Source organism: uncultured Bacillus sp. (assembly GCF_958411575.1).
Classification (GTDB): Bacteria; Bacillota; Bacilli; order Bacillales; family Bacillaceae; genus Bacillus; species Bacillus spizizenii.
Window position 1 is genome coordinate 645,755 of the sequence record NZ_CATYRA010000001.1, and the last position, 18,902, is coordinate 664,656.

General features: G+C 44.8%; 18 protein-coding genes. 9 read left to right on the top strand and 9 right to left on the bottom strand.

Annotated features, from left to right (window positions below):
• Positions 1 to 42: 42 nt before the first annotated feature.
• Positions 43 to 279, bottom strand: coding sequence for a hypothetical protein (locus tag Q5C82_RS03220; protein ID WP_003219051.1), 237 nt, complete (start codon positions 277 to 279; stop codon positions 43 to 45).
• A gap of 115 nt (positions 280 to 394) precedes the next feature.
• Between Q5C82_RS03220 and Q5C82_RS03225 the strand changes: the two genes are divergently transcribed.
• A complete protein-coding gene (locus Q5C82_RS03225) occupies positions 395 to 1,216 on the top strand; it encodes an SDR family oxidoreductase (protein WP_003219054.1) in 822 nt (273 codons plus the stop codon).
• A gap of 1,020 nt (positions 1,217 to 2,236) precedes the next feature.
• On the opposite strand, the gene Q5C82_RS03230 is transcribed toward Q5C82_RS03225, so the two are convergent.
• Positions 2,237 to 3,376 (bottom strand): TetR/AcrR family transcriptional regulator, encoded by a 1,140-nt coding sequence (locus Q5C82_RS03230; protein ID WP_003219060.1) that lies wholly within the window; start codon positions 3,374 to 3,376, stop codon positions 2,237 to 2,239.
• Positions 3,377 to 3,518: 142 nt separating this feature from the next.
• Between Q5C82_RS03230 and Q5C82_RS03235 the strand changes: the two genes are divergently transcribed.
• The gene (locus Q5C82_RS03235; protein WP_003219062.1) at positions 3,519 to 4,856 is read left to right on the top strand and encodes an aldehyde dehydrogenase family protein; all 1,338 of its coding nucleotides are present in this window, start codon (positions 3,519 to 3,521) and stop codon (positions 4,854 to 4,856) included.
• A gap of 357 nt (positions 4,857 to 5,213) precedes the next feature.
• Here Q5C82_RS03235 and Q5C82_RS03240 read toward each other — a convergent pair whose 3' ends face one another.
• Positions 5,214 to 5,639, bottom strand: a complete 426-nt coding sequence (locus Q5C82_RS03240; RefSeq protein ID WP_003219064.1) for a DUF5391 family protein — start codon at positions 5,637 to 5,639, stop codon at positions 5,214 to 5,216.
• A 251-nt stretch (positions 5,640 to 5,890) separates the two neighbouring features.
• Here Q5C82_RS03240 and Q5C82_RS03245 point away from each other — a divergent pair, with 251 nt between their 5' ends.
• Positions 5,891 to 6,346 (top strand): RDD family protein, encoded by a 456-nt coding sequence (locus Q5C82_RS03245; protein WP_003219066.1) that lies wholly within the window; start codon positions 5,891 to 5,893, stop codon positions 6,344 to 6,346.
• Positions 6,347 to 6,375: 29 nt separating this feature from the next.
• On the opposite strand, the gene Q5C82_RS03250 is transcribed toward Q5C82_RS03245, so the two are convergent.
• The 3 genes from Q5C82_RS03250 to yxaF form a co-directional block, all read right to left on the bottom strand.
• A complete protein-coding gene (locus tag Q5C82_RS03250; RefSeq protein WP_003219068.1) occupies positions 6,376 to 7,584 on the bottom strand; it encodes a DUF418 domain-containing protein in 1,209 nt (402 codons plus the stop codon).
• 106 nt (positions 7,585 to 7,690) lie between these two features.
• Positions 7,691 to 8,704 (bottom strand): quercetin 2,3-dioxygenase, encoded by a 1,014-nt coding sequence (locus Q5C82_RS03255; RefSeq protein WP_003219070.1) that lies wholly within the window; start codon positions 8,702 to 8,704, stop codon positions 7,691 to 7,693.
• 91 nt (positions 8,705 to 8,795) lie between these two features.
• Positions 8,796 to 9,371: a transcriptional regulator YxaF gene (gene yxaF, locus Q5C82_RS03260; RefSeq protein ID WP_003219073.1), complete on the bottom strand. Its 576-nt coding sequence runs from the start codon at positions 9,369 to 9,371 to the stop codon at positions 8,796 to 8,798.
• Positions 9,372 to 9,500: 129 nt separating this feature from the next.
• Between yxaF and Q5C82_RS03265 the strand changes: the two genes are divergently transcribed.
• Positions 9,501 to 10,565 (top strand): SDR family oxidoreductase, encoded by a 1,065-nt coding sequence (locus Q5C82_RS03265; RefSeq protein WP_003219076.1) that lies wholly within the window; start codon positions 9,501 to 9,503, stop codon positions 10,563 to 10,565.
• A 56-nt stretch (positions 10,566 to 10,621) separates the two neighbouring features.
• Here the strand turns inward: Q5C82_RS03265 and Q5C82_RS03270 are convergent, their stop codons facing one another.
• Positions 10,622 to 11,053, bottom strand: coding sequence for a MarR family winged helix-turn-helix transcriptional regulator (locus tag Q5C82_RS03270; protein WP_003219079.1), 432 nt, complete (start codon positions 11,051 to 11,053; stop codon positions 10,622 to 10,624).
• Between the two features lie 227 nt (positions 11,054 to 11,280).
• On the opposite strand from Q5C82_RS03270, the gene Q5C82_RS03275 reads away from it, so the two are divergent.
• The 3 genes from Q5C82_RS03275 to Q5C82_RS03285 all read left to right on the top strand — a co-directional run bounded on the left by Q5C82_RS03275 (position 11,281) and on the right by Q5C82_RS03285 (position 14,125).
• Positions 11,281 to 11,685, top strand: a complete 405-nt coding sequence (locus Q5C82_RS03275; protein ID WP_003219081.1) for a CidA/LrgA family holin-like protein — start codon at positions 11,281 to 11,283, stop codon at positions 11,683 to 11,685.
• The gene (locus tag Q5C82_RS03280) at positions 11,655 to 12,347 is read left to right on the top strand and encodes an LrgB family protein (RefSeq protein ID WP_003219083.1); all 693 of its coding nucleotides are present in this window, start codon (positions 11,655 to 11,657) and stop codon (positions 12,345 to 12,347) included. The genes Q5C82_RS03275 and Q5C82_RS03280 overlap by 31 nt, the downstream gene beginning before the upstream one ends.
• A 200-nt stretch (positions 12,348 to 12,547) precedes the next feature.
• The gene (locus tag Q5C82_RS03285; RefSeq protein WP_003219084.1) at positions 12,548 to 14,125 is read left to right on the top strand and encodes a Na+/H+ antiporter; all 1,578 of its coding nucleotides are present in this window, start codon (positions 12,548 to 12,550) and stop codon (positions 14,123 to 14,125) included.
• A gap of 37 nt (positions 14,126 to 14,162) precedes the next feature.
• On the opposite strand, the gene Q5C82_RS03290 is transcribed toward Q5C82_RS03285, so the two are convergent.
• Positions 14,163 to 15,194 (bottom strand): polysaccharide pyruvyl transferase family protein, encoded by a 1,032-nt coding sequence (locus tag Q5C82_RS03290; protein WP_003219086.1) that lies wholly within the window; start codon positions 15,192 to 15,194, stop codon positions 14,163 to 14,165.
• Between the two features lie 91 nt (positions 15,195 to 15,285).
• Complete coding sequence (locus tag Q5C82_RS03295) at positions 15,286 to 16,434, bottom strand: glycerate kinase (protein WP_003219088.1); 1,149 nt, start codon at positions 16,432 to 16,434, stop codon at positions 15,286 to 15,288.
• Positions 16,435 to 16,629: 195 nt separating this feature from the next.
• Between Q5C82_RS03295 and gntR the strand changes: the two genes are divergently transcribed.
• Positions 16,630 to 17,361, top strand: a complete 732-nt coding sequence (gene gntR, locus Q5C82_RS03300; RefSeq protein ID WP_003219090.1) for a gluconate operon transcriptional repressor GntR — start codon at positions 16,630 to 16,632, stop codon at positions 17,359 to 17,361.
• On the top strand, positions 17,354 to 18,895 hold the full coding sequence (gene gntK, locus Q5C82_RS03305; RefSeq protein WP_003219092.1) for a gluconokinase: 1,542 nt from the start codon (positions 17,354 to 17,356) through the stop codon (positions 18,893 to 18,895). The genes gntR and gntK overlap by 8 nt, the downstream gene beginning before the upstream one ends.
• Positions 18,896 to 18,902: the final 7 nt, after the last annotated feature.

Genomic DNA, 18,902 nt, shown 5'->3' on the forward strand with positions numbered 1-18,902 from the left:
GTCATTCTCATAAAAAGAGAGGTTTCATCATCCCCTCTTTTTTTATGCATCATTCCAGCGGCCAAACTCCCGCTTCCTCCATATATGCACCGGGTAGAAAAACAACCCGAACGGGATCAGAAACAATAGATTATGCCATGAAGCATTCAGAAAGGCGCTTGCAGTCACCGGAAACGTAATCTCTTGCAATACAAAAGAGATGACAGTCAGCACAACAAACGCGGACGGAATTGTAACGAAGCAATAAAACTTGAGCTCCTTCTTATGCTGTACCTTCAAAACACTTACCTCCCAACAATTTCTAGTCCATCTTAACATATGTTGGCATTTCTTTTCTCACATGTTTATCACTGCACATAGCGGGAAGACAAATAGAAAAAGGAGGACTCGTGTCATGGGAAGACTTGAAAACAAAACCGCAGTCATCACAGGCGCCGCGACAGGCATTGGACAAGCGACGGCAGAGGTTTTTGCCAATGAAGGCGCACGTGTGATGATCGGAGACATCAATAAAGACCAAATGAAAGAAACCGTTGAAGCAATCAGAAAAAACGGAGGAGAGGCGGACGCCTTTCACCTCGATGTGTCAGATGAAAACAGTGTGAAAGCATTTGCTGATCAAATCAAGGATGCTTGCGGAACGATAGATATTCTGTTTAATAACGCCGGGGTTGATCATGAAGGCGGAAAAGTGCACGAATATCCGGTTGACCTGTTTGACCGCATTATCGCCGTCGACCTGCGCGGCACGTTCCTTTGCAGCAAATATCTGATTCCGCTCATGCTCGAAAAAGGAGGCTCCATCATCAACACCTCCTCCATGTCAGGCCGGGCCGCGGACCTCGACCGTTCCGGCTACAATGCCGCAAAAGGAGGAATCACTAATCTGACAAGAGCGATGGCGATCGACTACGCAAGAAACGGCATCCGCGTCAATTCTATTTCTCCGGGAACGATCGAAACCCCGCTGATTGACAAATTATCAGGCACCAAGGAACAGGAAATGGGCGTAAAATTCCGCGAAGCCAACAAATGGATCACGCCGCTCGGCCGCCTCGGCCAGCCGAAGGAAATGGCGACGGTAGCGCTGTTCCTCGCATCGGACGACAGCTCATACGTCACAGGAGAAGACATCACCGCAGACGGCGGCATCATGGCGTATACATGGCCTGGGAAGATGTTGATTGATGAGAAATGGAAGGAAGAAACGAAATAAACATGGTCTGCGCAATTTTTATGCGTTACTTATGAAATATGAATTAAAAATCTATCAGCTATAGATATAGCAAAATGAAAGGGAGCTCAACCTGAATCATTAGGTTAAGCTCCCTCTTTCTTTTTTTCGCTGTCTGGCAGGAATAAAACGAAAACTATATTTTACATATTGTTTATTATATCTTACAATAAATGTAGCATTAATTAGGAGTCGGTAGAATGAAATTGCTATATACCTATATCATTTTAGGAGGTTTCATTAGTATATCTCTTTCTTGTTTTTTTGAGTTGGGTATTTTTAATCTAGCTTTATATCTAATCTATTTTAACTATGCACTTTTTTTATATAAACGAGCTAAAAGCGCCAAAAGTTCAATAAATACTTAGTATATCCCTTAATAGTTTGTCAAAATATAAAACAGTATAATATCTTAAAATATATTTCAAAAATTAACCTTTATTTCGAATAATATTCCCAGATTGATTATTAGCCAAGGAGAAAGTAGTATGGATGATCAAAATGGGCAAACATTTTATATTGCAGAAAGCATAGTAGAGAAAATGAATCAACTTTACTTAGAATTGGAATGCAGGCTAATGTGTTTATTAGATGCTTAAAAAATATTTATCGCAAAATACAATAGTATTTATTCGTTCATTTTTCAGTATAATTCTAATCATATTTGACAGAAAGGCACGCAATTTATGTCGCAAAACAAACTACTATTTTTACTCTTTTTATTTTCTTCTATCATTCACTTGCTCTTCAATACGATTTTAGACCCTGCTACAAGCTGGAAATCTTGGCCGGTGAACATTGCTTTACTTCTTTTGGCCCTTCTATTTTTAAATTTCACTTTGAAAGAAACTCAAAAGACCAAGTGACACAACGACACAGAACCCGGACTGAGTATCCGGGCAAATGTATATCCGTTGGAAACGTTACCTCTCTCAGGTTTTCTTTTCAAAACTGAAGTTACTCCCCAGCCTTCCATTTCAACCGCTGGCTGGTTTCTCTCGTTTATAGCAATACAACCTTATACTTCTTCACATCCAAAAACTGCAAAAACTCCCTCGCCAGCACTTCCGGCGCATGCGTCTTCCCTTCATCCAGCCGATACAAAATCAGCCCGATAATCATCGCGGATACATAGTAGGCATAAAGCTTTTTCTCCGCATGAATCTCAGTCTGCTGATGCAGATAAAACGATTCCAGCGCTTTGAACATATCAGGTACCACATGAGGAACACCCCATTCCCGATTGAGAAAATGGACAATGGGCATGCGGTCTAAAACAGAAAGCAGACTGGCAAGCGCCTCCTCCGCTTCCTCTAAGGAAAGCTCATTCGGACTGGAGGCAATCGTCAGGTGGTCTATGATCTCCGCACATGATAGCTGAATCATGGTTTGCAGCAATTCCTCTTTACTGGCATAGTGATCATAAAAGGTTGCGCGGCGGATATTGCTTTTACGGGTAATATCCGAAATCGTAATGGCCGCGTAGTCTTGTTTCTCCGCCAATACGTCCAACAAAGCCTTCTGCAGCGCCTCTCTCGTTCGAACCACCCGCCTGTCGATTTGCTTCTCCTTCTCTCGCTCTTCTGGCACAGCTTGTCCAAACAGCCAATAAAACCTCTTTTGAGAAACAAGCTCCCAGACCTTTTGGCTGATAGCTTCCGGAGTCGCGGCCGCATCCTCATTCAGCCAATACAGGATAATCGCGTACGTGTACAAGGCCCGGTAATGTCCATAAATGTCCCGTTCAATCGGCGTCAAATTCACATGGATCGGAGCCAGCAGCACATCCTGCTGAAACACATCTTTAAAAAAACGATGAAAATGTCCTCTGTTCATCATTACATAAAAAAAGGATCGATGTTCGTGAACAAAGGACAGCGTCGGATGCACTGTTTGCCGTTTTTTGTTCAAATGGAGGGTATCTATATGACTGAAGGCGTCAAAAAGCGCTTTGCCCAGCCCTTCCTTCATGTCTTCGATCACATCCTCAAAGATTGAAAACTTATCCTCATAATAAAGATAGAGCGTCCCGCGGCTCACTTCGGCCTTCTCAGCAATTTCTTTCATAGTGATATGTTGAATATCCCTTTCTTCCAATAAGGCCAGCAGTGCCTGTTTTACTTGAGCTTCAGCATCCGGCACAAAAAACACCCCCAATCATTAGACAGATGTTCAATATATGTACGGTAACGTATAGATGGTTCACCGTTGTCTTTCTTATAGAAAAGGTACCACTTTATAATAGGTCCGAGAAAAGAAGAAAGCAAATGAGGGGGATTTTACAATGGAACAGCAAGTAAAAGACGACATTCAACGTGTCTTTCAGCTTCAGAAAAAACAGCAAAAAGCACTGCGCGCTTCAACAGCGGAACAGCGCATAGAGAAGCTTCAGCGCTTTTTAGATTCCGTCATTGCCCATGAAGAGGAAATCATTGAAGCGATTCGCAAAGACGTCCGTAAACCATATCACGAGGTCAAAAAAGCGGAAATCGAAGGAACGAAAAAAGCGATCAGAGATAATATGAACAACTTAGAACAATGGATGGCGCCTAAAGAAGTCGGTTCATCTTTAAGTCCTGATGCAAACGGAATTCTCATGTACGAGCCTAAAGGGATGACGCTCATCCTCGGTCCGTGGAACTATCCGTTTATGCTGACGATGGCGCCGCTTGCCGCTTCTCTCGCAGCCGGAAACAGCGCGATTGTGAAGCTGTCTGATTTCACGATGAACACAAGCAACATTGCCGCAAAAGTGATTCGAGACGCTTTTGACGAAAAAGAAGTCGCGATTTTTGAAGGAGAGGTTGAGGTGGCAACCGAGCTTCTAGATCAGCCGTTTGACCACATTTTCTTCACTGGAAGCACAAATGTCGGAAAAATTGTCATGACAGCAGCAGCCAAACACTTGGCATCTGTCACACTTGAGCTTGGCGGCAAGAGCCCAACGATCATTGACAGTGAATACGATCTCATGGACGCAGCGAAAAAGATCGCTGTCGGAAAATTTGTAAACGCCGGCCAAACCTGCATCGCACCTGATTATCTGTTCATTAAAAAAGACGTCCAAGACAGATTCGCGGGGATGTTACAAACAATCGTCAACGCAGGATTTATGGAGGATGATCATAATCCAGACCGCAGCAAATTTACGCAGATCGTCAATGACCGCAACTTCAACCGCGTCAAAGACCTGTTCGACGACGCTATCGAAAAAGGGGCTGAAGTCGTATTCGGAGGCGTGTTTGATGCCAGCGACCGCACGATTTCGCCAACCGTTTTGAAAAACGTTACGCCTGACATGAAAATTATGCAGGAGGAAATTTTCGCACCGATCCTGCCGATGATGAACTATGAAAACATCGACGAGGTCATTGATTACGTAAATGATCGCGATAAACCGCTTGCGCTTTATGTATTCAGCCACAACCAAGACCTGATTGACAACGTCCTTCAGCATACGACATCAGGCAACGCCGCCATCAATGATGTTGTCGTCCATTTCAGTGACGTCAACCTGCCATTCGGAGGCGTCAACACAAGCGGAATCGGCTCCTATCATGGGGTATATGGATTTAAAGAGTTTTCTCATGAGAAAGGTGTATTTATTCAAGCCGCTAAATAATCATAATGAAGAGAATCTGCACCATTTTGCAGGTTCTCTTTTTTTTACCAAACTCTTCTATTATTCTAATAATTTCATTTTGGCACAGCTTCGGCTGTTTCTTCGCTTACACACCCTCAGGGATCATGTATATCGGTTACATTATGGCCGCCTTTCCCTCTAAACTGGCATTTATATTTGCGGTACAAAGGTTGTCTATAAAATTGACCAACCAAATTAGGCTGCCGAGATCTTCTCGCCAGCCTTTTCTCACAATCGGTCATTTCCCAAAAGCCACCATTTTCCGGATAGATTCTGAATGCAATAGGCACAGCATATTCATCCATTTTATGAGCAGAAAATGATAAATCCAGGAAATTATGTAAAACTTCTTGTAACGGGTTTTTTTGATGCTGAACGAAAGGCTGCAAAAAACCAAAAGATGTTCACAGCAGCCGCAGCGAGACAAAATCCAATCACCAAAATCACTTCAGAAAGCAGATGGTCACTGAATAAACAAAACATCAAGATAAAACCGGCCGAGGACAAATGAATCAGCAGCCCAAATCCGCAAAGCACCGCCATTACATACCTCATCGCATCAACTCCAAGCATGTAAATGAGAAAAGGAATGAGATACAACACAAGGATCATCCCGATAGCTGACCACATGCCGACTGAGTTAAACTGATTGGCCGCCCCTCCCGTTTCGGCCAGCGGCGAAAGTGAAGCAGCGGCAATCATGGCACAAAAAAGGAACGCAGAAATGATTGTTACGATCGCCACGCTGTTTTTTCTAGACATCAAACCCCTCCTTCAAATAGAAATATTAACCTTTTTATTATAAATAAGCCGAACGGAAAATTCATTATCTTTTAAAAATTCCAGAACACATACGCAAACGATATGGTTCTTCCTAGTATATTTATATAGTAAAAAAAGGATAAAAGACTCATTTTTCAGGCATATCAGGATTTTATCACCATATCATATTGCACATGCTTTTTTTTCAAAGTATACTATTCCAGATTAATTCAAAGGAGAGAGAAAAATACATGGAAAAACCAGCAGGATTTTGGATTCGTTTTTTAGCTTATTTTATTGATGGCATTATTGTATCTGTTCCTAGTTATATTATTCTATTTATTATCAATACTGTTTTTGTAGCTGGATCTGTGGCAGCAGACCCTTACATGACGCAAGAGGAGTATATGGTGACATACATGACGCTTGCATTTTTGCCTACCATGCTGATCACGCTCATCATCAGTGTATTATATTACGGTCTGCTCACTGCTTCTAAAATGCAGGGCACTCTCGGCAAAAAAATTCTTGGCCTTAAAGTGGTCAATGAGCAAGGCGAACGGATCACTATCGGACAAGGAATTGGCCGTTACTTTGCATACATTTTATCTGGAATCATCTTTTATATTGGTTTTATCATGATCGCCTTTGGAGAGAAAAAAGGCCTGCATGACATCATTTGCAAAACACGTGTTGTGTATAAATAATAGAAAAAAGTCTAGACGCCAATAGGCATCTAGACTTTTGTTTTCTTTACAATAGGCTGCCACGCCAAATACGTAGCGCTCCTCCACAGCCACTCAAACGGCCCCATCCGGAATACCCGGAGCCAAAGATGGCTGAAAACCATTTGAACGGCACAAACAGCAATCGTGATAAGCACGCCGGCAGCAGGATACACTTTCCCGTACAACCCCAAGCCGTAATGATAGAAAAGCCACGTACACACGATAGACTGCATCAGATAATTGGTAAATGCCATCCGTCCAACAGCGGAGAAAGATTGCAGCACTGTTTTCACTCTTGTTTTATGATAAAGATAGACAACCGTTGTGACATAGAAAAACATGAGTAAAGGCGCGCCAATCAGCAAAAATACTTCCTTATCCGTTACACTGTACAGCACTTGGGCGCTGATGCCGATGACTAGCCCAGCCATCCACACTTTTTTTAATCCTTTGCGATGCTTTCCGGGTTCGTGCAAATATCGTGACTTCGCCGCCGCAGCTCCCAGCAAAAACATGCTGAAATAAGGAATGGATGCAAAGAAGAAGTTGAGCGGGTTATACGTAAGCATGCCATTTGAAGACATGTAAACAAGACGATCGTGGATCCGCTGTTCCGCAATGTCCTTCAAGCTGCCGCTTCCGTAAACATGGAGCGCTTGTTTTGCCTGCTGAGTTACCGCTTGTACCCATTCCTGTCCGTTTGATTGATAAAAGCTGCTCAAAATAAACGGAATGCAAAACAATAGATACAAAGAAATCGCCCATATCAGCAGGGTTTTCGGCTTTGCTTTTCGAAATAAGAGCAGGACAAAGCCGAGCAGGGCGTATTCCGTTAAAATATCCCCGTCCCAAATCAAAAAAGCATGAACCGTTCCAAACAAGAGAAGCGCCGCTAACCTTCTCGCATATAGCGGAACAAACCGTTTCCCTCTCCTTGCTGCTCTCTCCATCATGACAACCATGCCAAATCCAAATAAAAAGGAAAACAATAAAATACATTTTGTTTGGATGAAGAATTTCAGTATGGCTGCTGCTGCAAAATCTGCTTCAGACCACTTTTCTGTAAAAAAGTTCTCTTTTCCAAGCATAGACAAATACATATCCGGATAACTGAAATGTGCCAGATTGACAAATAAGATGCCGAAAATTGCCATTCCCCTTAGTACATCAAGCACGTCGATCCGCTCATTTGCCAAAGTCGGCTGTAATGAAGACATAGCCATCACGCTCCTTTTTTCTGTACCTTAAGGATATGAAAAAAAGGAGCGCAGAAACATCGATTTAGGTGTCAGGCAGGCATGAAACCTTACAATCTTGTCATCTTTATGGTTTCAACACCTTTAAATCTAATGCTTCGATATTCTGCAAAACGCGATCAAAGCGCAGAGTCTGAGGCTCACTTGGGAAGCTGTGTCCTGCATACGGCTCACCTAGCGTCCGGAAAAACGGTTCAAATAAGCCTGGAACCAATACGCCCACCATCTTTGTATAATGAGAATCCAGACGGTAGGAGTGAACGGTATGAGCAGGGACATGCAGGAAATCTCCAGGGTTCAGCTGAATTTCCTGGCCATCCGCCCACATCGTCATTTGCCCTTCAAGGCAATAAAATGTTTCTGTATGATGTTCATGGTAGTGATCAACGATTCGGTCGCCTTTAGGGCCGTCCGATACTACGACGATAAACTGGCCGTCTGTATTTTTTTGTGCAGCCACAATGCGGTGAAGCTGATCTCCCGTCAATAGGCGGTCGCCTTCTCCAGACTCAAGCACATATGGAACGGCTCGATCCGGAAGCTCTGTACGTTCCGCTAATTTTGCCGCACCGGCAGCCTTTTCTTCATCCAGAAATGTAATGTCCGCCACAGCGGCTGCTTCCGCAAATTGCTCGTTTGACACCTCTTCGCTTGCATGCGGCGGATGTTCAGCGTGATCATATGGATTCCCAATAACGGAATACATGTGTGCCACATTTCCTTTCATCGTGTAAGACACCAGTCTTGTTCTGTGGCTCTGCATCCGGTAGCTGTGCGGTGTTCCGGCTGGAATGTTCGCATAATCGCCTGATACTAATAAATAGCGTTCTCCGTCAAGCGTCAGCTCAAGCTTCCCGTCCAAAACGAGAATCCCTTCATGTGTGTCCTTGTGGACGTGAAGCGGAAAGGCATCCCCTTTTCCCCCGGAAAGCAGCACGATCTCAAACAGATCGCCGGTGCTCTTCCCATTCGCCATCACCGTAGCAACCTGTCTGCCGAACAAATAGCGCTCACCTTGTCCGCTGCGGAGCAAATATGGCATTTTTTCTTTAGGCAATGAATTTTCACATAACGTTTTCATATATCGTTCCTCCAATTTAGACCAGTCTATATAATATACTCTATCTGATTAGACCGTTCTATATAATTGTAGGAGAAAGGATAACAAAATGCTACCCTTTTTTTCTCACCAGCACTGGAATTTGTTCGGCAATGAGAAGAAGAGGCGTTTTGTCTTTATTCGTTAACGAAAGCATGATGCCTCCCTCAATCATCGCATTGATCAGCATTCCAAGCTGATTTGCTTCTTCTTCTGTAAATCCGTTTTCCATTAATTTTTTGGCAAAAACCGCTTCCCAGCTTTTAAACACCTTCATGCAAACCGTCCGCAGCGGTTCACTGATTAACGCTGTCTCACTCGCCAGCAAACCGACTGGAATACCTTTAATACTCTCTGTGTTGTCAAATTGGCTGGCTGTTTTTTTGATAAATTGCTGAATCGCTTCTATTGGATCAGAGGATTCATCCATGCTTTGCTGTATCAGATGTTCAATCAATTTTCCTGTGTATGTAACCGCTTCAATTGCTAATTCTTCTTTACCATTCGGAAAAAAGTGATAAAGCGATCCCTTCGGAGCACCACTTTCTTTCACAATCTGGTTCAAACCTGTCGCGTGATATCCTTGCAGCTGGAACAGACGTGACGCCGTGTGAAGGATTTTTTCACGTGAATCTCCTCTGCTAGTCATTAAAACATTCCCTCCTAGGTATGGTAGAGCGACTTATATAATATAAAAAAGAACCCTGTGATTGTCAAAAAGGGTAAGACCCTCCCGGATGGGGTAAATGTAGAAAAACAGCGTCTAGGAGGGATCTCAATGACAAACGATTATTCAGTCACGCATACAGAAAAGCTTGAACAACAGAACACGAAAACGAAGATCAAACTGAAAAAACTCAAGGATCAAGTGATTGTCATTACCGGCGCATCAAGCGGGATCGGGCTTGTCACTGCACGAATGGCAGCTGAAAAAGGCGCAAAGGTCGTGGCAGCAGCGCGAAATGAAGATGCGTTGAAGGAACTCGCTGATGAACTAAAGGAAAAAGGGCACGACGCCATATGGGTCAAAGCGGATGTCGGAAAAGAAGAAGACGTCAACCGCATCGCAGAAACCGCAATCAGCACATTTGGCCGCTTTGACACATGGGTCAACAATGCCGCCGTCTCGATCTTCGGACACGCTATGGACGTCACCGTCGAAGACATGAAGCGTATGTTCGACGCAAACTTCTGGGGACCTGTTTACGGAACAAGAGCGGCCGTCAAACACTACACCAGCAGAGGCGTGCCAGGCGCACTCATTAATGTAGGAAGCCTGTTCGGCGACAGAGGAACGGTCATTCAATCCACATACGCCTCAGCTAAATTTGCGCTTCACGGCTGGACGGAAAGCATCCGAATGGAGCTCGAAAAGGAACAGGCGCCCGTCTCGGTTACGCTCATTCATCCAGGCAGAATTGACACACCTTACAACGAACACGCGCGCAGCTACCTAGACAAACAGCCGGCTCATTACCGCTCCATCATCTACCCTCCGGAAGCGGTCTCCGAAGCCATCCTGTTTGCCGCCGAACACCCGAAGCGTGACATGTACATCGGCTCACAGGCAAAAGCCATCGCCATGCTGGGTGCTCTTTTCCCCCGGCTGACCGACAGACTGATGGAAAAAATCATGTACCACAGCCAGCATGCCGAAAGACCGTCCAAACCGCGGGAAGAAAGCGCGCTTTATGAAGAGGGCTATGGCATGCATAACAGGGGCACAAATAAAGGATGGAAGCGATCAAGAAGCTACTACACGAAAGCTACGAAGCGCCCGATTGTATCAGGCGCTGTTGTTGCCGGACTGGTCGCTTTGGCTGCCGTCAAACGATGCAGATAATCTCTGGCCATAAGAAAAACCCATGCTGTTCCATCGAACACATGGGTTTTTAAATGTTAATCGATAAAGGCCTTGTTCATACGCTGCAGTAGCTCGCCGAACATCTCTTTTTCCTTTGTTGACCATTCTTTAAGCATCTGTTCATACCGTTCAAGACGCTTATGCTGATCGGCTTTTAATATTTGTTTGCCGAGTTTTGTAATGGTAAACAGGCTGACTCTCCCATCGGAAGGGTCTGAGAAACGATAGATGAGTTCCTTCGCCTCTAATGCAGCTGCTTGTCTAGAAAGAGTGGAAATATCGAGCTTAAACGATTCTGCCAATTCCTTTACACGAGCAGGCCCAAACTCATCCAATTGTCTCAGCAATAAGTACGAAGATCTCTCCAAATTCCCTGTTCTTTTCTCTGATTGATCCAGATAAACAGCTCTCCTGATAAAAGTCGTCAGCTCATATTCAATTAATTCAACTGGATTTTGTTTTTGCAATCGCTCTCGCTCCCTATTCCAATCTCCGACATTGACAACATCATATATACTTGTATAATACAAATGTATATTAACTGAGTGAATACAAGTATTTATATGATTAAATCAATTATTATACTTGTATAGTACAATCATATAAACAGAAAGTAAAGCGATTCCTCAGAACCATCCTAGAAGCCAGTCACCAGAAAGGAGGAAGCTGTTCGATTTAGAGAGCAGCACTTGATGTGAAAGTCATTCGAATTATGTTGCAAGTGTTGATATTATATGTATTTTTTATGATCGGGGAAGCCATTCAGCATCTGTTTCATTTACCGGTATCAGGCAGCATAGTCGGATTGGTATTGCTGCTGATCTGTTTAGGCCTTCGTATTGTTCCCGTCTCCATTATTCAAGACGGAGCAGGTTTTTTATTGTCCTTTCTTCCTTTGTTGTTCATCCCGGCAATGACAGGAGTGATGAAATACCCGTCCCTCATTTCATTCAATGGCCTGACCCTGCTGATTACAATCGTTCTGAGCACCATCGTTACGATCATTGCGGCTGGATTCGCCAGCCAGTTATTAGAGAAAAAAGCAAAAAAACGTGAGGAGAAAGAGAAATGCAACAAGCATGCATCGCAATCATTATAATTCTTTTAACAGTTGCCGCTTACTTAGCGATGGCCAAACTCTATAAGCGATTCCCGCTTCCATTTCTTATCCCTGTTCTGACAACGACAATATTGATTGTCGCGGTTTTGATGATGTTCCATGTTTCGTATGAAGGCTATATGATCGGGGGGAAATGGATCAATTCTTTGCTTGGGCCGGCTGTTGTGGCGCTGGCCTATCCGCTTTATAAACAATGGCATATCATTGTAAAACATTGTGTTCCCATCCTAGGCGGCGTCCTGGTCGGATTATGCATGGGAATGATCAGCGGGCTGATCTTCGCAGAAGCATTCGGGATTGATCATGATCTCTTATTATCCATTCTGCCAAAGTCGATCACAACCCCTGTCGCTATTCAGATCGCCGCCGGTCTTGGCGGTGTTCCTTCCATGACAGTCGTATTTGTCATGATTGCCGGCTTCTCAGGCGTCATCCTCGGGCCGCTTGTCCTAAAATGGCTTCGCATCCGCAGCTCGCTTGGCCAAGGCATCGCATTAGGCAGCGCCTCCCATGCACTGGGCACCTCCAAAGCATTGGAATATGGAGAACTCGCCGTATCCATGAGTTCCGTCTCAATGACGCTTTGTGCGGTGCTTGGCTCATTCTTCGGCCCGCTCGTTGTCTGGCTGTTTCATATTTAACAAAGAAAGACTGCCCCGGAGGAGGGCAGTCTTTTCTTATCTATTTTACGCTGTTCTTGCCGGGCTGGTTTGAGGGATGGACGAAGAGAAGGAAATAAGCTGAAAAACAGACTGACAAAGCGCTGTCTTACATATGATATGTTTATCATTGACAAACTGAGGGTAATTCTTCGTTGCACGATTAACAAAAGGAGGTCTCAATGGAACACTTAGACTTGCACCATATCTTCGAACTAGGTTTTTTGTTGGTCATGATCGCAGCCGGGATCACCGCAATTGCCAAGAAGTGCAGGCAACCTTATCCCATCGCGCTAGTGATTGTCGGAACGATCATTGGACTTGTACATATTCCGCTCTTCGAACCCCTGAAAGATTTTATTACTGAAGGAGAAGTCTTTAACTTCGTCATCATTACGCTGTTCTTGCCGGCTTTATTAGGAGAAGCGGCGCTGAAGCTTCCTTTTTCCCACTTAAGAGAAAACAAACGGCCCGTTCTGGCACTGGCCTTCGGCGGTACGCTCATTTCGTTTTTGATCGTCGGCTTTTCTTCCATGTGGCTTATGCATTTGGCCATTCCGGCGGCGTTTGTCTTTGCCGCGCTGATGAGTGCGACAGATCCTGTCAGTGTGCTGTCCATTTTTAAAAGCGTTGGCGCACCGAAAAAGCTTTCAATCGTCGTTGAAGGGGAAAGCCTGTTCAATGACGGGCTGGCGGTTGTGCTGTTCAACATTTCCGCTTTTTACTTGATGACTTATTTGGATCTCGGCATTCAAGGCGCCGGTTTAGGCTTGTGGGAGTTTGTCAAAGTCATTTCTCTCGGACTCATCATAGGAGGCGTTCTAGGCTATGTCTTTTCCCAGCTCACCAAGTATTTTGATGATTATCCTTTAGAAATTATTTTTAGTATCATTCTGTTTTACAGTTCATTTCTTTTGGCAGAAATGGCAGGTGCCTCCGGAGTAATCGCCGTCGTTGTCGCCGCGCTTATTTTCGGCAATTATGGCGCCAAAATCGGCATGAGCCCGACGACAAAGCTGAATATCAATAACTTTTGGGATGTCGCCGCCCTGCTCGCGAACTCCCTTGTCTTTTTAATGGTTGGGCTCGAGATCACGAGAATTGACCTGACTGATAAATGGGGATTGGCCATTATGGCGATTGTGATTGTGCTCATCGCCCGAAGTGCCGCCGTCTACATCAGTTTGGCCTTTATCAAAAAATTTCCGGTTACATGGAAGCATACCATCAATTGGGGCGGGCTGAAGGGTTCTCTGTCCATTGCACTCGTGCTGAGCCTGCCTAGAGACTTCCCGGGACGTGAAGACATTCTGGTTTTCGCCTTCAGTGTCGTTTTGTTTTCCCTTGTTGTTCAGGGGCTCACCATCAAGCCGCTTCTTGAACGGTTAGGTGTGAATCAAAAAGAAGAAGGCAACCAGGAGTATGAGGAATTGCTTGCAAAAGGACATCGCTTAGAAACCGCCATCAAAGAAGTCCAGCAAGTCAAACATAATTTACTTATTCACGAAGCTGTCTCCAGCGAACTGACAGACCAGTATAAAAAAGAGGTCAGCCAGCTGCATCAACAAACAAACAAATTATTCGAAACTTACCCGGAACTCAAAAACAAACAGCAAACCATCTTGAAAAAACACTCGTTATACGCCCAATACCAAGCGATCGAGAACTTATCAAAGGAAGATATCATCTCAAATGAAGTCGCTGAGCTAGAGCAAGCGCGGATCATTGATGAAATCGTTCGTTTGCAAAACGATCATTAACACAAAAAAGCAGACTGTCATCAGTCTGCTTTTTCTTTTATGATTTGAAAAAATCAACCAGCGGCTGAAAATCCTTTGATACATCAACGTCATTCGGCTCGGCTTGAAGCAGGCGGTCAATCATGCGCTCCAGTTCCTTCATATCATTTTGATCTGTGTATTCAATGAAGTTTAAGCTTTCGAGCCAATCCCGATACGAATGTTTAGCTTTGCCGTAGCTGTTTCCAAAGACGAGGCAAGGTGTTTTGGTGATAATCGAGAAAATCATTGCGTGAAGGCGGTCGGTAATGACCAATTTACTTGAACCGATGCGGTCAAGCATCTCCATAAAATGCTTTTCACGGTCGGCGTAATCAATCGTGTCTACCGTATCCAGCACCGTATCCGTACGCTCCGTATAAGTTGTTTTTTCTGCCCATTTCCTCATCTGTGAAATAAAATCTTCGTCGGTCACTTTCTCCTTATCCGCTCTTAAAATAAAGAGAACGCCGTCCCGCTCGAGCTCTCGCGGCACAATATCCAAAGAAAGCACCATGTCCGGTGTAAAGATCACATTGGAGTTGAAGGTCTTTTTTACAACATCCAGCGTCTGTGTCTCACGCGCAGCAATCGTTAAGTTTGGATTTTGATGGTACGCATCCTGTGTTTTTTTCTTTTCTTTATTTCCGTCCTCTGTATCTTCAAAATAAACGGATTGCGGCATAGAAATCGATTTGTAGTCTTTAAACGCCGAGAAGACCTTTCTTCTGTCTTCCTCAATATCGAGATAGAGGTTTCCTAAATTCCCTCCGCCTGTAAAGCAGACAATATCGTCTTCACGGATGATCTCCTTCACCAGTTCAATGCCCTCATCCGTCGCATAATCCATAATCTCAATGTATTCATAATACGGAAAATGGTTTTTGATAAATTTCTCTTCCGCATACGCAATCGCTTGGTCACCAATGTTTGTGTAACTCGGGGAACCAAACAAAAATACTTTTCGTTTATCATTTAACAGGGCTTCTGGCTCTACATTTGGCGCAATGCCTTTTACTAGTTTTTTGCCTTTGATTTCTTGTACAGTCATGTCGTCGTCCTCCTTCTGGGATGAATGCCTCATTGTGTGGTTACCTGTCTCTACCCAAAAAGGAGGATGACTATGCATTGGCGTGTGCGCGCTATATCAGAAACATCGTTTTCGCCAGTTTGATAGACGCTGCGATGTCCCGCGCCGTTCTTTCCATATATTCCGCGGCATGTTCAAATGCGTCTTCTAGAGGCACGGCTCCGGGAACGATGCTGAAAAGCGCATCGATTCCGTGTTGATAGACGGCATTGCTGTCTCGTGATATTGATCCAGCAATGCCAATGACGGGCACATCATATGATTTAGCCGCTTTGGCCACGCCGATCGGCGTTTTTCCGTAAATCGTTTGGCTGTCAATTCGCCCCTCACCGGTAATCACAAGGTCTGCATCTTGAACTTCATTTTCAAAATCAACCGCTTCAAGGACAATATCAATGCCTCTTTTCAGATCAGCATGAAGAAAAGCCAACAGACTCCACCCGAGACCGCCCGCTGCGCCGGCGCCCTCTGTTTCTCTGCAGGCTGTTCCAAGCGCTTTTTCTGCCACATCCGCGAAATGGATCAAGTTCTGATCCAGCGCATCCACCATGTCGTCTGTCGCTCCTTTTTGCGGCCCAAAAACAGCCGAAGCTCCTCGTGGCCCTGTTAACGGATTGTCCACATCACAAGCGACCTCCAGTTTGACACTCTGCAATCTGGAATCAAGCCCGCTTACATCTATTGATGCGAGCTGAGATAACGCGCCGCCCCCGGGCCCAATCTCACGGCCCGAGCCATCAAGAAGCCTTCCGCCCAATGCTTGAATCAGCCCGGCTCCTCCGTCGTTCGTGGCGCTTCCGCCGATCCCGATGATCAAACGCTCTGCGCCCGCATCAAGAGCAGCTCCGATTAATTCTCCCGTTCCCCTTGTTGTGGTGACGAGCGGATTTCGCTTATCAACGGGCACTAGATGCAGCCCTGAGGCGGCAGCCATTTCAATCACAGCTGTTTTCCCATCTCCCATCATGCCAAAAAACGCTTTCACCGATTCCCCTAGCGGACCCGTAACAACCTGTTCTTTGATCCATCCGTTTGTGGCATCAACCAGAGACTGAACGGTGCCCTCGCCGCCGTCGGCCATCGGCAATTTTCTGTAATCAGCACCCGGAAAAACCGATTTAAAACCTCTTTCTATCGCGTCAGCGGCCTCCAGAGCTGATAAGCTTTCCTTAAAAGAATCAGGTGCAATGATGATTTTCATCCAAATCGCCTCTTTCAAAACATGATTCACTTAACCTATTTATCTACAATGTACCACACCCGAACTGGGAATACATTCCATACTTTATGGTAAAAATTTAATTAAAAATTAGAAATGAAAGTGTTTGCATAAACGAAACATTCACGTTATCATACTTGTATACAAGTATACTCCTTGTGTGAGGAAGGTGAGTGTATGATAGACTCCAAGGACCTGTTGTATCCCGCAAAGTGGCTCTCAAAAGCGTCAACCGGTGTTCGTGTCGCATACGAGCTGAGAATGCGGATCATTTCAGGCATGATTGAAAGCGGTACCATCTTATCAGAAAATACGATCGCCGCCGAGTTTTCAGTAAGCCGTTCACCGGTTCGCGAAGCGTTAAAAATACTCGCATCTGAAAAAATCATACGCTTAGAACGAATGGGAGCGGTTGTTATTGGGTTAACTGAAAAGGAAATCGCAGAAATTTATGATGTGCGGTTACTATTAGAAACATTTGTCTTTGAACGGCTTGTCAAAATCGACACTGAGCCATTAGTCAAGGATCTCAGCAAAATACTTGAAATGATGAAAGTCTCCATCAAATATGAGGACGCTGACGAATTTTCATTTCAAGATGTGCTGTTTCATGAAACGATTATCCGGGCTATCGATCATTCATACATTCACATGATCTGGAACAATCTAAAACCCGTAATGGAAAGCTTTATTCTTTTATCAATGCGGGCACGGTTAAAGGAAAAATATGAAGACTTCACAAGGATTTTAGATAACCATGAGCTTTATATACAGGCCATTAAAACAAAGGATAGGGCGCTGATGATTCAGTCCCTTCACCAAAACTTTGATGATGTGCAAGAAAAGGTAGAAGACCTGTGGCTCTCACAACAAATGCTGGCAAAAGGAGCTGAAAACAACAATGACTAGTTATATGTTAGGAATCGATATCGGCACGACGAGCACAAAAGCTGTGTTGTTCAGTGAAAATGGAGACGTAGTACAGAAAGAAAGCATCGGCTACCCGCTCTATACACCGGACATCTCAACAGCTGAACAAAACCCGGAAGAGATTTTTCAGGCAGTCATCCAAACAACAGCGAGAATTACAAAACAGCATCCTGAAAAACAGATCTCATTCATTTCGTTCAGCAGCGCCATGCACAGCGTCATCGCAATCGATGAAAAGGACCGGCCGCTGACGCCATGCATCACATGGGCCGACAACCGGAGCGAAGGCTGGGCGCATAAGATCAAAGATGAATTGAACGGGCATGAGGTGTACAAACGGACAGGAACACCGATCCATCCAATGGCACCTTTAAGCAAAATTGCCTGGATCACAAATGAACGAAAAGAAATCGCTTCCAAAGCAAAAAAATATATCGGCATCAAAGAGTACATTTTTAAACAGCTGTTCAATGAGTATGTCATCGATTACTCATTGGCATCAGCGACAGGCATGATGAACCTGAAAAACTTGGATTGGGACGAAGAGGCACTGCGTATCGCAGGCATCACACAGGATCACTTATCCAAACTCGTCCCGACAACCGAGATTTTTCAGCACTGCAGCCCGGAATTAGCGATACAGATGGGAATCGATCCGGAAACACCTTTTGTCATCGGCGCCAGCGACGGCGTACTGTCTAATCTCGGCGTCAACGCCATTAAAAAGGGGGAAATCGCTGTCACCATCGGGACAAGCGGTGCCATCCGCACGATTATTGACCAGCCGCAAACCGATGAAAAGGGACGGATTTTCTGCTACGCCTTAACGGACAAGCATTGGGTCATCGGCGGGCCGGTAAACAATGGGGGCATCGTCCTTCGCTGGATCAGAGACGAGTTTGCCTCTTCCGAAATTGAGACAGCGACACGGTTGGGCATTGACCCATATGATGTGCTGACGAAGATCGCCGAACGTGTCAGACCTGGTTCTGACGGCCTGCTGTTCCACCCGTACCTCGCCGGAGAACGCGCTCCGTTGTGGAATCCGGATGTACGCGGCTCATTTTTCGGCCTGACCATGTCGCATAAAAAAGAGCATATGATACGGGCGGCATTAGAGGGCGTCATTTACAACCTGTACACAGTGTTCCTGGCGTTAACAGAATGCATGGACGGACCGGTAACACGCATCCAGGCGACAGGGGGATTTGCAAGGTCGGAGGTTTGGCGCCAAATGATGTCAGATATCTTCGAATCAGAGGTTGTCGTTCCGGAAAGCTACGAAAGCTCATGTCTCGGCGCCTGCATTTTAGGCCTGTATGCGACAGGAAAAATTGATTCATTCGATGCCGTGTCCGACATGGTCGGCAGTATGCACAGCCATACGCCGATCGAAGACTCAGCCAAAGAATACAGAAAATTAATACCGATTTTCATTAACCTATCAAGATCATTAGAAAATCAATATACACAAATTGCAAATTATCAGAGGGACTTAATCACACACAACTAGTACATGA

What these genes read in the sequence shown, in the direction of transcription:
- Q5C82_RS03225 (WP_003219054.1), top strand. Translation starts at nt 395, where the DNA reads ATGGGAAGACTTGAAAACAAAACCGCAGTCATCACAGGCGCCGCGACA.
- Q5C82_RS03235 (WP_003219062.1), top strand. Translation starts at nt 3,519, where the DNA reads ATGGAACAGCAAGTAAAAGACGACATTCAACGTGTCTTTCAGCTTCAG.
- Q5C82_RS03240 (WP_003219064.1), bottom strand. Translation starts at nt 5,639, where the DNA reads ATGTCTAGAAAAAACAGCGTGGCGATCGTAACAATCATTTCTGCGTTC.
- Q5C82_RS03245 (WP_003219066.1), top strand. Translation starts at nt 5,891, where the DNA reads ATGGAAAAACCAGCAGGATTTTGGATTCGTTTTTTAGCTTATTTTATT.
- Q5C82_RS03250 (WP_003219068.1), bottom strand. Translation starts at nt 7,584, where the DNA reads ATGTCTTCATTACAGCCGACTTTGGCAAATGAGCGGATCGACGTGCTT.
- Q5C82_RS03255 (WP_003219070.1), bottom strand. Translation starts at nt 8,704, where the DNA reads ATGAAAACGTTATGTGAAAATTCATTGCCTAAAGAAAAAATGCCATAT.
- yxaF (WP_003219073.1), bottom strand. Translation starts at nt 9,371, where the DNA reads ATGACTAGCAGAGGAGATTCACGTGAAAAAATCCTTCACACGGCGTCA.
- Q5C82_RS03265 (WP_003219076.1), top strand. Translation starts at nt 9,501, where the DNA reads ATGACAAACGATTATTCAGTCACGCATACAGAAAAGCTTGAACAACAG.
- Q5C82_RS03280 (WP_003219083.1), top strand. Translation starts at nt 11,655, where the DNA reads ATGCAACAAGCATGCATCGCAATCATTATAATTCTTTTAACAGTTGCC.
- Q5C82_RS03285 (WP_003219084.1), top strand. Translation starts at nt 12,548, where the DNA reads ATGGAACACTTAGACTTGCACCATATCTTCGAACTAGGTTTTTTGTTG.
- Q5C82_RS03290 (WP_003219086.1), bottom strand. Translation starts at nt 15,194, where the DNA reads ATGACTGTACAAGAAATCAAAGGCAAAAAACTAGTAAAAGGCATTGCG.
- Q5C82_RS03295 (WP_003219088.1), bottom strand. Translation starts at nt 16,434, where the DNA reads ATGAAAATCATCATTGCACCTGATTCTTTTAAGGAAAGCTTATCAGCT.
- gntR (WP_003219090.1), top strand. Translation starts at nt 16,630, where the DNA reads ATGATAGACTCCAAGGACCTGTTGTATCCCGCAAAGTGGCTCTCAAAA.
- gntK (WP_003219092.1), top strand. Translation starts at nt 17,354, where the DNA reads ATGACTAGTTATATGTTAGGAATCGATATCGGCACGACGAGCACAAAA.